Source organism: Stanieria cyanosphaera PCC 7437, from assembly GCF_000317575.1.
Lineage (GTDB): Bacteria > Cyanobacteriota > Cyanobacteriia > Cyanobacteriales > Xenococcaceae > Stanieria > Stanieria cyanosphaera.
The window spans coordinates 3,504,529-3,519,531 of sequence record NC_019748.1 but is presented as its reverse complement, the minus strand read 5'-3'; the positions used below and the strand labels follow the sequence as shown (position 1 = coordinate 3,519,531).

Here is a 15,003-nt window from a genome sequence, read left to right as displayed (position 1 = left end):
CTGACTATTTAACTGAATGAGAATTACTTTAGTAGCAAAAATTGACTTGGATGGAAAAATATGTCCAAAATCTGCTTTTGTTCTTGAAAAACTGCAAAATTCTGGTTTATTAGCTCAAATAGATTGTATTATTTTTGCTGATAAACGCGATCGCTTTAGTGAAGGATTTGCTTTGGCTACTCAATATCAAGTAGCAAAGATTCCCTTTTTTTTGATTACTTATCAAGATGGAATTACTAAAACTTATACAACTTATTCGCAATTAGTTAATGAATTTTTGATTCAAAAAACTTTAAATACAAAAGAAGTAGAACATAATAATTAAAAGATAAAAATTAATTGTAAAGACCAGTTTTTAGTTCCAAAGCGAATAATTTCAATTTGTTTAATAAACTCACGTAAATAAAATCTTCTTTCTGATTCTGATAAATCTAACCAAAATTGAGGTAAAGAAACAGTTTTAGCGATCGCAAATAAATTAACAGGTGGTAATTGAGATATTTTTTGAGTTAATTGAGCTATTTCAGTTTGTAATTTATAACTACGTAATTGGGCTGTTTCCTGGTCTAAAATTTCTTGTTCAATTAAATGGGGAAGTTGTCTTAAAATATCTTTTTTTTGAGTAATAGTTGCAGTTAAAGATTCTTTGGCTGCTTCTAAATTAGTTAGATTTACTTGAGCAACAGCACGAGGTAATTCTTGACAAATAGATTCAATAGTTTGTTGAAAGACTTCTTGATAGGAAATAGCCGAACATTTTGGTTGAAGCGGACAATTAATCGGGCGTAAATAAAGATATTCTTGTGGTTTATTTTTTCTATTAACGCGAGTAATTTTCATCCGAGTTTGACATTGCTGACAGACTACTAAACCAGCTAGAGAACGAGGCGCACTAGCAGTTCGCTTAGGTAAACGACTATTTCTTCTTAATAAACGATCTATTTGAGCAGCTTCTTCACGAGAAATAATTGCAGCATGAGTATCAGAAATAATTGCCCCATTTTTATATTTTAAATCTCCTCGATAAACAGGATTAATTAACCATTGATGACCAGTCGAAGGAGATATTTTTTTGCCATATCTTTTTTCTAAATATCTTACTGCGCCACGCAAAGAACCAAATAATAAAAATCTTTCAAAAAAATCTTTAACGATAGGAGAAGTACTTTTATCAATGAGATATTTATCTTGCCCACGACGATAACCATAAGGAGCTTTTCCAGGAGGAGGAAGAGCTTTTAGTCGATTACGAGCGTGTCCTTTTTGTAAACGACGACGGGATTGATTGGCTTGAATTTGTGTTAATAAATCGGGTAAATTGTTAGAGTTTAATTGAGATAATTGTGAGAAATTTTGGTTTGATTCAGAAATAATAATTTCTAAATTTAAAGCTTGCAATTGTTTAATGCGATCGCATATTTCTGAAAGGGTATCTCCTAATTCTTCTAAAGAACGAATTAATAAATATTGTGGAGGTTGCACCTGACAGTCTAAAATTAATTGTTCCCATTGCTGCCGTTGACCCAAATCTTGATACACTCGATCTGGAACTAATTCCCAACTGTAGTCACTTTCTGGTAAATCTAATAAAGGATCGCAATAAAGATAAGCAATTACTTTCATGAAAATTACTATTATTGGTTGTGGTTATGTCGGTACTGCGATCGCTAAACTTTGGTCGAAAGCTGGTCATCATCTTACTTTAACTACTACTACACCAGCCAAAATATCACAACTATCACCTATTGCCTCAGAAGTTGTGATCCTTCAAGGTAACGATCGCGATACTATGACTAAAGTAATCAAAGATCGAGAAGTAATTTTATTTGCAGTTGGTGCAAAACGAAGAGATCCCGATACTTATGGACAAGCGTATTTAGAAACAGCCAAAAATTTAGTATCAGCCATACAACAAACCAATACTGTCAGACAAATAATTTATACGGGAACTCATGCAGTTTTGGGTAACCAACAAGGACAATGGATAGATGAAAAATGTCCACACAACCCTCTCAACCAAAATGGCGAAATTCTGTGTCAAACTGAAGAAACAATCTTATCAGCCCAGAATCAGCAATTAAATACTTGTATTTTGCGATTAGCAGGGATTTATGGACAAGGAAGAGAATTAATCAAGATTTTTCGTTCTTGGGCAGGTACAACTCGTCCTGGAAATGGTCAAGATTATACCAACTGGGTTCATTTAGATGATATTGTGCAAGCGATCGCATTAGCTTGTCAACAACAATTACAGGGAATATACAATCTTAGTAGTGATGAACCACTCACCAAACAAGAATTTTATCATCGTTTATTTACCACCCATAATCTAGCATCTCTTAATTGGGACGGAAATGTATCTTCATCCCCTTCTTTTAACGTCAGGTTAGTCAATCAAAAAATTAAAACCGCAGGTTTACAATTAATTCATCCTCAAATTGAGTTTTAATTATCAAAGCAAAGGGATAACCAGTAGAGACGTTGCTTCGCACCCTTCGGGAACATGAAACGTCTGTACACCAGTTACTAGTTATTTCTTATTCCTCGATTAAATCATTTATTACATCTTCAAGATTTAAACCACCAGAAAAGTCATACAATTCATATTCTTCCTCAACCGAACTCATTGCTTCCTTGTAACATTTATCAGCTATTTCTTTGAGATAGTTTTTCAGTGAAGGAGAATCCTCTAGTATGCGGAAGATAGCCCGTGAAAAATTTCTAATTTCTACGTCCCATCCCCTATAACACTCCTGTATCCTGACATAACGTCTTTTCAGAAGATGTTCTAATAATCTGACAAACAAACTTCTTACCTTACGGCGATCGCTTTTGCCCAAGCTTTCTATCTCCTCTGCCAGATTTTCCACGTCTAAGAGATCGAACTGACATTCTCTTAATAGACGTGATTGTTCTTGCGACCATTCATAATAGTCGCTGTCATATTTACTGATAGTTTTCACTCGTTTTCTTTTGATAATTGCACTACGCTATTAGATACGTAAAACAAAGGCTAAATCTTCAGCGTTTAATACTTTCTGAATTTGCTTCAATTTTATCAAAAGCTTTTTTTCTATTGATCATGCTTGAAAGTAAACCGCCTAAATATTCAAAGATTCTTCCCAATCTTTCTTACTAGTATCCACCGTAGTCACATAAACTTGTTCCGCTTCAGTAAAATCTTCTGCTGTTGCCTGTTGGCTAGCTAATAAATCAGCAGTTGCATCAGAAATATCACCACTACGACTGCTAAGGCGATCGCTTAAAACTTCTAACGGTGCAGTACAATTAATTATTTGGAGAGGAATTTGATTGGTCTTAGCTGCTGCAATTACAGGTTCTCTTGAGGAAATACGATCGTATTTAGCATCTAAAATTACTGTAAAACCTGCTTTAGCTAACATAATACCTAATTCTAACAAGCGATCATAAGTTTTTTGACTCATTTCGGAACTGTAAATCTCATCGCTACCCTTGTCATCTAAAGCTATCCCTGCCAAATGCTTGCGTACAGCATCAGAACGAATTTGAATTGCACCTGTTTTCCTCGCTATTGCTTTAGCAACGGTACTTTTTCCCGAACCCGATAAACCAGACATCAGGATCAATTTTCCTTGGGTTGGTTGGGTGTATTCCCAAGCTTGTTTGTAATAATCTGCTGCGATTTGACTTGCTTCTTGTTTAACCTTATCGTCAATCGCAGGATCGTCAAGTAAAAAAGAAGTGACTTTTGCCCTCACATAAGCTTGTCTGCTTAAATATAAAGGCAATAGTTGTAAACCTTCCCAATCACCAGTTTGTTCAAGATAAGTATTTAAAAAAGCATTACCAAAATCCTTTCTACCTCTGGCATCCAAATCCATCACTGCAAAGGCAACATCATACATAACATCTACAAAGCGGAAAGGTTCATTAAATTCAATGCGGTCAAAAAGTTGAATTTTATCTTGCCACAAACAGATATTTTTTAAATGTAAATCTCCGTGACATTCTTTAATTTTATGCTCGGCAATTCTGGCTTGAAATAAATCTTCTCTCTCGGCAAAAAAACTATCAGTAAAAGCTTGAGTTTCTGCTAATTGTGATTGAGTTTGAACTCTACCTACATATTGCTCAGTCTGTTGATAATTTTCATCAAAAGCTTCTCTCACTTTGGCTACCGTACCAAAACTACTAATATAATCATTGGTAGCAGCTTGAGCATGAAATTGAGCCACAATTTTGCCCAACTCTTCCATCTGTTCAATCGATAATTTACCCGCTTCAAACAGATTAATAAAAAGATTTTCTTGGGGGAATTGACGCATCTTCAAAGCATATTCAACTGCTTCTCCTTCTCCACCCAAACTAAAGTTATCTCCAGTCTTAGTAATCGGGACAACTTCTAAATAAAGTTCAGGCGCAATTACACGATTCATACTAATCTCTTCTTCTAGAAAATGCTTTCTTTTAGCCAAAGTCGAGTAATCCAAAAAACCAAAATTAACAGCTTTTTTTAGTTTGTAAGCGTAATCTCCTGTCAACAAAATATAAGAGACGTGAGTTTGCACCAATTCTATTGATTCTGTAACAGCATGAGGATAGAATGATGGCTGTTGCATTTGATCGATTAGAGCAGCAATATTAATTTGATTCATAGAAAGCATTGAGATTAGGAATAGACCGAATCTATCGTACAACAACCTCTTTCAAAAGAAAAAACAAAAAAAAAGCAGGCACAAGCCTACCTTATTCTAGAAACCCAAAAACTTTTTATTTATAAATCAGCCAAAACCTCTTTAGCTGCTGCCAAAGTTTGCTCAATATCATTGTCTGTATGAGCTAAGGAAGTAAATCCTGCTTCAAATTGAGAAGGAGCAAGATAAATCCCTTTTTCCAACATTCCACGATGAAAACGAGCAAATTTATTCAGGTCAGATTTTTTGGCATCGTCGTAGTTATGAACCGAATTACCAGTAAAGAACATTCCGAACATGGCACTGATATTACCACCATAAACGTCATGCCCTGTTTCTTTCGCAACCTGAAGCAAGCCATCAGCTAGTTTTTTGGTAATTTGTTCCAATTGTTCGTAAGTTCCCGGTCTTTGCAACAATTCCAGAGTTTTAATTCCTGCTGTCATTGCCAAAGGATTACCAGAAAGAGTTCCTGCTTGATACATAGGTCCTGCTGGTGCAACCATAGACATGATATCTTTACGTCCACCATAAGCACCTACTGGTAAACCGCCACCAATCACTTTTCCTAAAGTAGTTAAATCAGGAGTGATGCCAAATTTTTCTTGTGCGCCACCATAAGCAATTCTAAATCCAGTCATTACTTCATCAAAAACGAGTAATGAGCCATTATCTTGAGTTATTTCGCGTAATCCTTCCAGAAATCCAGCATCAGGAACAATAAAACCAGCATTACCTACTACTGGTTCTAAAATTACCCCAGCAATTTCGTCTTTGTTTTCGTCAAATAAGGCTTTAACCGCTTCCAAATCGTTATAAGGAGCAGTCAAAGTATTAGTAGTAGTAGATTTGGGTACTCCAGGAGAATCTGGTAAACCTAGAGTAGCTACTCCAGATCCCGCTTTAACCAAAAACATATCTGCGTGTCCGTGGTAGCAACCTTCAAATTTGATAATCTTATCTCTACCAGTAAATGCACGCATGAGACGCAGCACTGACATACAGGCTTCGGTTCCTGAATTAACAAAACGAACCACCTCTATACTAGGAACTGCATCAATAACCATTTCTGCCAAGATATTCTCTTGTACAGAAGGTGCGCCAAAGCTAGTGCCTTTTTCTAAAGCTTGATGAAGAGCTTCAATTACTTCGGGATGAGCATGACCGCAAATAGCAGGTCCCCAAGTTCCGACATAATCGATATATTTATTACCGTCTACATCCCAAATATAAGCTCCTTTAACGCGGTCAAAAACAATTGGTTGTCCACCAACAGATTTAAACGCTCTAACAGGAGAGCTAACACCGCCAGGCATTAAATTTTGAGCAGCAGCAAAAATTTCTTCTGATTTAGTAGTTTTAAAGGAAGTTGTGCTAACCAAATACTGTCTCCTTATAATCTAAATAAATGATTTGTATCTCTAGATAGAAGATTGGTTTAGTGATTTTTTATTATCCTACGTCTGATAGCATTTACTAAAGCTTAATCTGAATATTTTTAAATCTAGTTTTGGCAATCCACAACAAAGATTTTTCTACATTACGAAAAGATAAATTACTTATTTATTTTGAAACAACTATGCTATACCAGAATCTTATGTCAATTGACATGAGGTCAGTCTTGCCGTGTTTTATTTTACCAATTTTCAATAGGAAGCTTCTGATTAAGTAACTTATTCGCTAAAATAGTGACTTTGCTTGGTCATTATTGAAAAAATAATTTTTAGCTTTAACTTACAACATATTATGATCGAACCAAACAATGCGATCGCTTTTATTCTTCATAAAATTGAACTGCTTGAAACTCAAATTCAGGAAATTTTGAATTCTTTAGTTAATATTAATGATTTAGAAGAAATTTTAAGTATTATTTCAGCAATAGAACAAAAAATTGATTGCTTACAACAACAGTTAGGAGAATTTTTAATTAACAATAATAGAATTGATAATCGATTAGAACAATATCTCGACCATCTGCAACAACAGTTAGAACAAATATCTTTTCATCAAGACCAATTCAACTTGTTTTATCAACCTATCATTGAACAAGGCTCAGATGATTTTGAAGAAAGAAGCGACCTTAGTGATTTACTTAATTGGCTTGAACCACACTTACCCAATCAATCTTTATCAAATCAAATTCATTCAAGTATTCAACCAGAATTACCAGTGTGTGAAAGTTTAGACACAAATAAAACTAAAATCGAACGTTTACTATTTTGGTTGATTTGCCATAAAATATTTCAATTCAAAAAAGAGCATTTATCTAGCAAAGATTTTTTGCTTTTGTATGAAAATGGATTGAGAGAATTTCAACAAATAAATCTGACTGGGCTTAATTTAGTAGGCAAAAATCTACGTCCAATTAATCTTACTCAAGCGAATCTTTCCTTAGCTAATCTAACTCAAACTAATTTACAAAATTCTAATTTAAGTCAGGCTAATCTCAGTTATGCCAATTTATGTCAAGCTAATTTATATGGGGTTACATTTGAAGCAGCTAATTTAACCTATACTAATTTTTATCAAGCCAATTTAGAGCGATCGCAGTTAATTAAAGCTCAATTACAAAATGCTAATTTGCAACAAGTTAATTTAATTGCTGCTAACCTCAGTCAAGCTAACTTAACCGCAGCTAATTTAAGTCAAGCAAAATTAATGGGAGCTAAATTAAACCTGGTTAAATTTGAACAAACCAAGTTAATTGAAGCAGAATTAAAAAATGTTAATTTGAGCAATCTTGATTTGAGTCAAGCTAATTTACAACAAGCAAACTTAACCCGAATTAACGGTCAAAATGCTAATTTTAGCGGAACAAATTTAAGCAAAGCTAATCTAAAAGAAGCTAATTTGATTAATGCAGATTTAAGTCGAGCTAATTTACAACAAGCCAATCTTCATCGAGCAAATCTAAAAGAAGCTAACTTAATTGCAGCTAACTTATCTAATGCGAATTTAGTCGAAGCACATCTCAATAGTAAATGCATTGGAGCAAATCTCGTTAATACTGACCTACGCAGTGCCAATCTCTGCAATGCTCATCTTGGTGGTGCAGATTTACGAGGAGCAGATTTAACTTCAGCAAATTTAACAGGTGCGATTTTGATTAACGCTAAGTTAGAAGGAGCAAATTTAACCAATGCACAACTTCAGGACGCAACTATGCCTGATGGTAATCAATGGAAGCAATAACCATCATGAAAAGTATTCTTGATTCTCAAAATTTTGTTTCAAGCGAATCCAATGTTATCCTACGAATTAGTTCAGCAATTTTGCGGAAATTATTATAGTGATTGAAAATTTAATTTTTATCTCTTTCTTGACTAATCTTTGCTTAGAAGTAAAACCCACTTTATCTTTATTAAATAATAGTGTCGGGATTTCAAACACTGAAGTTACGAATACTATTTATCCTAACTCTATCAATAAATTTAATTACTTATTTGCTCAAAAACCACAAGAATCTCCCTGGGTACATCAAGAAGAATCTCCCTGGGTACATCAAGAAGAATCTCCCTGGTTATATCAAGAAGCATCTCCTTGGTTACAACAGTACCAACAAGAATCTCCTTGGGTAAATCAAGAAACATCTCCTTGGTTACAACAGTATCAACAAGAAAAAAATCGACTAAGAAACAGAAAAAATAATTCAACAGTAAGAGAAGCAACCCAATCTGAGTAAGGTCTTCTCAAAGTTCAAGCAGTTATTGTACATAAAAATTCTGCTATAAATATGGTTGATTATTCATCCCTCATAATTAGTAATTAATAATTAGTAATTAGTAACTGATGTACCTTACCAATATGATAAAAGCTTTCTTTAAGTTGGTATTAGTGGTAAGTATTGATTTATTTTGAAAATCAAGATAACTCTTCTTGCAACATATTTTGATAAATCTGCGGTAAATACTTACTCATAGAATTAGTTTCAATTCCGTAACCCAAACTTGTCCACGTACCTGATAATAATTTCAATACTTCTTCTATTTTTCCTTGTCTTAATAATTGAGGAATATCTGCACCCCAAGCTTGAGAATCCTTTAACCAGCCATAAACTACTGCATCTTGATATTCAGGTTCAAAACTATAAGATTTCCACCACAATAAACCATCAGGATCTGGATGATAGTTTTTAGCTTTTTCTGCCCACGTAAAATCCAACATCTGATAGCGTCCGGCTGCCGTAGTACAATTACCTAGATTAGGACCAGCGACAATCGGTACACACAATTCAGGATGACGAGTGAGATCTTCAACATATTTGTTTCCATAAATCACATGATAGGGCTGGTTAACATTAGCTTCACTAGCAGTAATAGTACGCATCAAAGCCCGAATATAAGGATCTCCTCCTTGCATAACTAAAGGTTGAGTTCCAGTAATTGTAGGAGAATAAGATTTTGAATCGAAAAAAAGCGATCGCTTTGGAGAGAAATACCCTTGTAAATTGAATAAAACAAAGAACAAGCCAATCACTAAACTTAATTTTATCCCAAGATTGGCTATGAAATTAGTTTTTTGCAGCATTAATCCCACAAGTTGCTAACAATACTTCATTATTACTAAAGTTGCTTTCTCTCGGCTACTTATCACTTAATTTGTTGATGATTGTTAAACAACCTGACTAAATAATTCTGACCAAGATTGAGGTTGGGCATCAGGTTTGGCTACTATTTCCACAATTTTATTTTTCGCTGTGGGTTCAAACAAAGCTTCGACACAAACTTGTGCAACTTTCGGACGAGGAATACTGCCATCAAACAAAGTATCGGCTGATGACATGACAATTTGGTCTAAGTTGTCCTCATTTTTTAGTCCGCCTGGTCGCACAATTGTATAAGTTAAACCACTTGCTTGTATATATTCTTCAGCTTGTTTTTTCCAAACTAAGATGAGCCAAAACAAATTCAGAGGATGAAAAAACTTTGAGACGCATAAAGAAGAAACAATGACAAAATGTTCAATTCCTTTATTTTTAGCAGCGTTAACTAAATTTTTAGTACCTAGATAATCAATTTGATAAGGACCTGTAGGATTTAAACTGGGTTTAGCACCAGTGGCACACAATAAAACGTTACAATCAGTTAATGCCCGTTCTATGCTTTCTGGTTTAAGAACATCTCCAACCACCAATTCAGTCTCTGGAGGAAGTATTTCTTGAGCAGTTTCTAAATTACGTACTAATGCTTTTACAGCAATATTTTTTTCTGTTAATTGTTTAACAATTGCTCTACCCGTTTGTCCTGTTGCTCCAACTACTAATGCTTTCATAATCCGTTCCAAATCACACCTTTTAAAATTCAAAAGTGTTTAGCTAATAATTAACTCTTTTATTGTAGAAAAAATATCAATAGAAACGAGTGTCAATCAGTACCCTAAGGATTGTATGCAGTCAAAATTTATTAATGACCCTCAACTTAGCTGGCAAGAATTAACCGTTCACTCACCAAATTTCCTACTTAATACTGATAGTACAATCGAACAAAAACCTTTTCTTTTTGAAGCACATTTTGCAGGCTCTATGGATATGTATAGTCATGCCGAAGATGTTGCTAAATACTTAAATGCTCACGAAGATTGGTTTTGTCGCTGCGCCCACCCAATGAAAGTTGAGCAGATAGGTAATAATGGCTATACTTTGACCATCGGTAATTTTAGCTCTTTTGGTTATGAAGTAGAACCGAAAATTGCTTTAGTTTTAAATCCACCAGTCGACCGAGTTTATACGATTCATACTATTCCTGTTCCTAATTATCAACCTCCTGGTTACGCAGTTAACTATCAAGCTGCAATGGAATTAACAGAAGTTGCTACAGCAAGTCTTTTATCTAGAGTATCAAAACAACTACAAGCTCAATTACCTTCAGTTATTACTCAAGTAATTTGGCATCTTGATTTGATGGTTATGGTACAATTTCCCAAATTTATTTATAAAATACCAGCTTCTGTGATTCAAAGCACAGGCGATCGCTTATTACAACAAATTGTCAAACAAATTTCGCCTCGTTTAACCTATAAAGTTCAGCAAGATTTTCACGAACGCTTTGATTTACCTCTTCCTTCTAAACAGGGAAGAAAATTAGAAATTATTAAACCAGTAACTAATTAACCATCAACTCTCAACAAAAACATTGAAAACGCTTTTTTCAAACTTTGCCATAAACTTCAATGGCAGCACCACGAAGCTCTCCTGCTGCTTCTGAAGCCAAAAAACAAATTATCTCTGCCAATGACTCTGGTTTAACCCATCTATTTGCCTGGTTTTCTCCCATTGCCTTGCGATTGGCTGGAGTATCAATCACACTAGGAAGTATTACGTTAGCAGTAATATTAAAATCTTTAGTTTCTTCTGCAATTGATTTAGTTAAAGCTACTACCCCTGCTTTAGCTGCACAATAAGCAGACAAATTAGCAGCAGGTTGCACTGCACCCCTTGAACCAATTGTGACAATCCTACCATAGTTATAATGACGCATTTTTTGTAAACAATACTTACAAATCAAAAAAGTTGTGGTTAAATTTAGATTTAAACATTTTTGCCATTCACTCATCTCAAATTGATGGGTTTTTCCCATCACAAAACCGCCTACTAAATGAATCAAAATATCAACTCTTCCTAAATCGTTAATTAATCTTTTTACTGAAACTTCATCACTTAAATCTGTTTTAACAAAACGAATACGTTCAAAATCAGCAAAAGACAATTGTTTTCTTAATTTTTCTACACTACTGTCTTCTACATAAGAGATTGTCAATCTAGCTTGATGAGCTAAGATGGCTGGTGTAACCCCTAACCCTAGTCCACCAGTACCTCCTGTCAATAAAACTTGCTTATCTTCCATATCTTTTCATAATGCAATTTTCTAGATTATTATTGTCACAATCTTTTGTGTTCAAGAACAAAGTTAATAGCTTTTTAAATATTGTCTCGTTTAAAATATTGCTTGCAAAAATTAAAACTAGAGTTAGAAAAATCTAAAGGAAGTTTCACTATGTTGATTTGTCCCCAATGTGAGTTTGAAAACCCAGATACTAACAAATTCTGTCAAAGTTGTGGAACTCCTCTTCAATCTAATTGTGAGCTTGAATCTAATAGTAACTCTACTTTTAAAATACCAACAAACCTCAATGATACAGTTGCTTCTCAAACTCATCTTTGGGCAATCATTACCAAACTGCAACCACTAAAATTAGAAAATAACAGCAACAAACAACTGATTGCTGCTAATAACAATTCAACTCTACAAATTTCTGATTTAACCTCATCTGCTTCCAATCTTGAATCTACAGAGACTACAGAGAATACGCCTTTACAAAGCAGGACTTCGTCTGACTTGGTTAAAACCGAGCAACTTTATCTTGATCCCCAAAACCGTTATCGCATCAATACAAATTACATCGAAGATTTAAATAACTTTAATCAATCAAACTCTACTTTATCTGTAATCGAAGTAGCAGTAATTGACGAACAAATAGAACAAAAAACAGCTTTAGCAACCTTACAAGAACAACAATCAGAGTTGTTTGCCGAATTAGCTGACAATGTTAATAATTCTTATCGCTCAGTAGCTCAATACTGGAATTTAATTGGAGTTCCCACTCAAGCACTACCTTATTTGGTGTTACAAAAGTTTACTCCTGCTATTCCCCAAATTTATGATGCTTGGCAATACAATGAAGAAGCAATTGTTATTTTACCAAATCGTTCCAATTGGTTATTACTGACAGAATTATGGAATAATCCCGAGTTACCATTTCAACAAATTTTATGGTTTCTCAATGAACTAGCAAAACTTTGGATGCCATTGACTGAAGTTGGTTGTAGTCAAAGTCTACTGATGAAAGAAAACTTGCTTCTAGATGAAGATCAATCGGTTTGTTTACATCAACTATACTTGAATCCACCAGATACCAAACCTACTCTTCAAAATTTAGTACAAACTTGGCAAATTTGGCTTCAAGAATCAGGGCGACAACCGAATCAATCATTAGAAGAGTTAATTCAACAAGTTATCGAAGGAGCAATTAATACAGTAGAACAATTGTCTGTTTGTCTTCAGCAGCTTGCGCTGGAAAACTTCGATTTTCAAGCTTCAGTAGTCGATCAAACTCGAGAATTAGAACCTTCACTGATTGTTTTTGAAGAGAATGAACTTGAGCTTTTTAATGAATACGAAGAAGACGAGGAACTAATTTCTCATAACGATGCCGAAGATCAACCAACTCTAATGCTACCAATGCAATTAGCTGAAGTTATTGATGCTAGCTGCACAGATCTAGGTACTCAAAGAGATCATAATGAAGACTTTTTTGGGGTTAAAACCGAAATCAAGAAAAAAGAAAATGCAGTTGAAAAAACTATTTCGGTTTCAGGTTTATACATAGTGTGCGATGGTATGGGAGGACATGAAGCAGGAGAAGTAGCTAGTACGATGGCAGTTCATGCCCTAGAAGAATATTTTCAAACTCATTGGTTCACGGATCATTTACCTGGCGCTAAAACTATTGAAGCCGGAATTTTACTTGCCAATCAAACTCTTTATCAAACAAATCTTGATCATTCTCGTTCTGGTAATAGCAGAATGGGTACGACGATGGTGATGGCTTTGTTACAAGATACTAATTTAGCGATCGCTCATGTTGGTGACAGTCGTATTTATCGTATTACTAGGCAAAGAGGATTAGAACAACTGACTCAAGACCACGAAGTCGGACAAAGAGAAATTAATCGAGGGGTTGAACCTGAAATTGCCTATGGTCGTCCTGATGCTTACCAACTTACTCAAGCTTTGGGACCAAGAGAAAACCGTCATATTAAACCGGAAATTAAATATTTGGAAATTCAAGAAGATTGCTTAATTTTGCTTTGTTCTGACGGTCTGTCGGACAATAATTTATTAGAAAACCACTGGGAGACTTATTTAACCCCTTTAATTAGTTCTAAGTCTAATTTAGAAGAAGGCTTATTTCAATTAATTGATTTTGCTAACCAGTATAATGGTCACGATAATATTACTGGCGTTTTAGTCAGAATTAAATTAAAACCTCATTTTTAAAATTCATCAGAGTTGTCCACTGACAACTAAAATAATTGTCAAATATGGTCATTCTTACGCTTTTAGAGCCACAGACAAATCAACCGACACAACAGTGGCAATTTCTCCATCAGTCAGTCATTAGGATTGGTCGTTCCCAAAACAATGACATTGTGCTTCAGGGGTATTTTCAAGTCTCACGACAGCATTTGGAGTTAATCCAGGAAGAAGAACATTGGCGATTAATTAGTAGAGGTACTAATGGTACTTTTGTGAATCATGTTTTAGTTTCTGAACAATTGCTTCAATCTAACGATTTAATTCGTTTGGCAGAAAATGGACCTTTGTTTAGATTTGAATTGGAATCTGCTGAAAAATCGGGCCAACCAGAAAATCAATCACCAAATCAAGCTGTATCTCCCAATCCTTGTACTCATCAAGGTAATTCTCCAGACAGTATTTTTTGTATTCACTGCGGTCAACCTTTGGTTGATCACACACATTTTATCGGTCCCTATCAAGTGCTAAGAACTTTAGGCAAAGGGGGAATGGGAATTACCTATTTGGTTTGGGACAAAAACAAAACTATTAAAGGAGCTCCTTTGTTACTAGTTCTTAAAGAAATGAATGCAGACATGGCACGAATTGCTAAAGCAAGAGAACTGTTTGAACGAGAAGCTCGCATTCTTAAGTCTTTAAATCATCCTGGCATCCCCAAGTACTATGATTTTTTTGTGGAAAAAGACCGCAAATATTTAGTTATGGAATTAATTCATGGTCATAATTTAGAACAATTAGTTTATCAAAGAGGTGCTTTAACTCCAGAAAAAACTATCGAATGGATGATTCAAGTTTGCGATATTTTGACCTATTTGCATAATCTGCAACCTCCTTTAGTCCACCGAGATGTCAAACCCGCCAACTTAATCCTACGTAATCTTGATAATCGTCTAATGTTACTCGATTTTGGTGCAGTCAAAGAATTAGGCACTTCTTTAGATACACGCATCGGTGTAGAAGGCTACAGCGCACCCGAACAATATCGAGGTAAGCCTTGCCCCCAATCAGATATTTATGGAGTTGGCACAACGATTATTTTTCTGCTAACCGGAAAAACTCCAATGCAGTATTTTCGTTATCAAAGTAATAAGTATGAATTTGATGTGGGTAGCATTCCCAACTTAACCCCAAAACTAAGTCAATTATTAGAAAAAGCTTGTCAGCCAGATTATCGCGACCGCTATCAAACGGCTCAAAGTCTATCAGAAGCACTAGCAGATTGCCTCTAACTC

14 protein-coding genes are annotated in these 15,003 nt (G+C 34.9%); 7 read left to right on the top strand and 7 right to left on the bottom strand.

Features of this window, described 5'->3' with window-relative positions:
• Positions 1 to 16 precede the first annotated feature (16 nt).
• Complete coding sequence (locus STA7437_RS15225; RefSeq protein ID WP_015194278.1) at positions 17 to 325, top strand: hypothetical protein; 309 nt, start codon at positions 17 to 19, stop codon at positions 323 to 325.
• Here STA7437_RS15225 and STA7437_RS15220 read toward each other — a convergent pair.
• Positions 322 to 1,623: a recombinase family protein gene (locus STA7437_RS15220; protein WP_015194277.1), complete on the bottom strand. Its 1,302-nt coding sequence runs from the start codon at positions 1,621 to 1,623 to the stop codon at positions 322 to 324. The genes STA7437_RS15225 and STA7437_RS15220 overlap by 4 nt on opposite strands.
• Here STA7437_RS15220 and STA7437_RS15215 point away from each other — a divergent pair.
• Positions 1,622 to 2,449 carry an NAD-dependent epimerase/dehydratase family protein gene (locus STA7437_RS15215; protein ID WP_015194276.1) on the top strand — a complete coding sequence of 276 codons (828 nt, stop codon included), beginning with the start codon at positions 1,622 to 1,624 and terminating at the stop codon, positions 2,447 to 2,449. The genes STA7437_RS15220 and STA7437_RS15215 overlap by 2 nt on opposite strands.
• An 88-nt stretch (positions 2,450 to 2,537) precedes the next feature.
• On the opposite strand, the gene STA7437_RS15210 is transcribed toward STA7437_RS15215, so the two are convergent.
• From STA7437_RS15210 to hemL, 3 genes are all read right to left on the bottom strand, one after another.
• Positions 2,538 to 2,963 (bottom strand): DUF29 domain-containing protein, encoded by a 426-nt coding sequence (locus STA7437_RS15210; RefSeq protein WP_015194275.1) that lies wholly within the window; start codon positions 2,961 to 2,963, stop codon positions 2,538 to 2,540.
• A 138-nt stretch (positions 2,964 to 3,101) separates the two neighbouring features.
• Positions 3,102 to 4,637, bottom strand: coding sequence for a bifunctional aminoglycoside phosphotransferase/ATP-binding protein (locus STA7437_RS15205; RefSeq protein ID WP_015194274.1), 1,536 nt, complete (start codon positions 4,635 to 4,637; stop codon positions 3,102 to 3,104).
• Positions 4,638 to 4,756: 119 nt separating this feature from the next.
• Positions 4,757 to 6,058, bottom strand: a complete 1,302-nt coding sequence (gene hemL / locus STA7437_RS15200; RefSeq protein WP_015194273.1) for a glutamate-1-semialdehyde 2,1-aminomutase — start codon at positions 6,056 to 6,058, stop codon at positions 4,757 to 4,759.
• Positions 6,059 to 6,422: 364 nt separating this feature from the next.
• Here hemL and STA7437_RS15195 point away from each other — a divergent pair, with 364 nt between their 5' ends.
• Together STA7437_RS15195 and STA7437_RS15190 are read left to right on the top strand one after the other, a co-directional pair.
• A complete protein-coding gene (locus tag STA7437_RS15195; RefSeq protein WP_015194272.1) occupies positions 6,423 to 7,868 on the top strand; it encodes a pentapeptide repeat-containing protein in 1,446 nt (481 codons plus the stop codon).
• Between the two features lie 97 nt (positions 7,869 to 7,965).
• Positions 7,966 to 8,358, top strand: coding sequence for a hypothetical protein (locus STA7437_RS15190; RefSeq protein ID WP_015194271.1), 393 nt, complete (start codon positions 7,966 to 7,968; stop codon positions 8,356 to 8,358).
• Positions 8,359 to 8,537: 179 nt separating this feature from the next.
• On the opposite strand, the gene STA7437_RS15185 is transcribed toward STA7437_RS15190, so the two are convergent.
• Positions 8,538 to 9,203, bottom strand: a complete 666-nt coding sequence (locus STA7437_RS15185) for a glycoside hydrolase family 24 protein (protein WP_015194270.1) — start codon at positions 9,201 to 9,203, stop codon at positions 8,538 to 8,540.
• Between the two features lie 84 nt (positions 9,204 to 9,287).
• Positions 9,288 to 9,947 (bottom strand): SDR family oxidoreductase, encoded by a 660-nt coding sequence (locus STA7437_RS15180; RefSeq protein WP_015194269.1) that lies wholly within the window; start codon positions 9,945 to 9,947, stop codon positions 9,288 to 9,290.
• Between the two features lie 115 nt (positions 9,948 to 10,062).
• Between STA7437_RS15180 and STA7437_RS15175 the strand changes: the two genes are divergently transcribed.
• Entirely contained in the window at positions 10,063 to 10,785 is a 723-nt protein-coding gene (locus STA7437_RS15175) for a DUF1997 domain-containing protein (protein WP_015194268.1), read from the top strand.
• Positions 10,786 to 10,822: 37 nt separating this feature from the next.
• On the opposite strand, the gene fabG is transcribed toward STA7437_RS15175, so the two are convergent.
• Complete coding sequence (gene fabG / locus STA7437_RS15170) at positions 10,823 to 11,518, bottom strand: 3-oxoacyl-ACP reductase FabG (protein WP_015194267.1); 696 nt, start codon at positions 11,516 to 11,518, stop codon at positions 10,823 to 10,825.
• 150 nt (positions 11,519 to 11,668) lie between these two features.
• Between fabG and STA7437_RS15165 the strand changes: the two genes are divergently transcribed.
• On the top strand, positions 11,669 to 13,732 hold the full coding sequence (locus STA7437_RS15165; RefSeq protein WP_015194266.1) for a serine/threonine phosphatase: 2,064 nt from the start codon (positions 11,669 to 11,671) through the stop codon (positions 13,730 to 13,732).
• 44 nt (positions 13,733 to 13,776) lie between these two features.
• Positions 13,777 to 15,000 (top strand): FHA domain-containing serine/threonine-protein kinase, encoded by a 1,224-nt coding sequence (locus STA7437_RS15160; protein ID WP_015194265.1) that lies wholly within the window; start codon positions 13,777 to 13,779, stop codon positions 14,998 to 15,000.
• The last annotated feature ends 3 nt before the right edge of the window (positions 15,001 to 15,003 follow it).

Coding starts and splice junctions, on each gene's coding strand:
- STA7437_RS15225 (WP_015194278.1), top strand. CDS start 17: ATGAGAATTACTTTAGTAGCAAAAATTGACTTGGATGGAAAAATATGT.
- STA7437_RS15180 (WP_015194269.1), bottom strand. CDS start 9,947: ATGAAAGCATTAGTAGTTGGAGCAACAGGACAAACGGGTAGAGCAATT.
- STA7437_RS15220 (WP_015194277.1), bottom strand. CDS start 1,623: ATGAAAGTAATTGCTTATCTTTATTGCGATCCTTTATTAGATTTACCA.
- STA7437_RS15160 (WP_015194265.1), top strand. CDS start 13,777: ATGGTCATTCTTACGCTTTTAGAGCCACAGACAAATCAACCGACACAA.
- STA7437_RS15165 (WP_015194266.1), top strand. CDS start 11,669: ATGTTGATTTGTCCCCAATGTGAGTTTGAAAACCCAGATACTAACAAA.
- STA7437_RS15185 (WP_015194270.1), bottom strand. CDS start 9,203: ATGCTGCAAAAAACTAATTTCATAGCCAATCTTGGGATAAAATTAAGT.
- STA7437_RS15195 (WP_015194272.1), top strand. CDS start 6,423: ATGATCGAACCAAACAATGCGATCGCTTTTATTCTTCATAAAATTGAA.
- STA7437_RS15175 (WP_015194268.1), top strand. CDS start 10,063: ATGCAGTCAAAATTTATTAATGACCCTCAACTTAGCTGGCAAGAATTA.
- STA7437_RS15205 (WP_015194274.1), bottom strand. CDS start 4,637: ATGAATCAAATTAATATTGCTGCTCTAATCGATCAAATGCAACAGCCA.
- fabG (WP_015194267.1), bottom strand. CDS start 11,518: ATGGAAGATAAGCAAGTTTTATTGACAGGAGGTACTGGTGGACTAGGG.
- STA7437_RS15215 (WP_015194276.1), top strand. CDS start 1,622: ATGAAAATTACTATTATTGGTTGTGGTTATGTCGGTACTGCGATCGCT.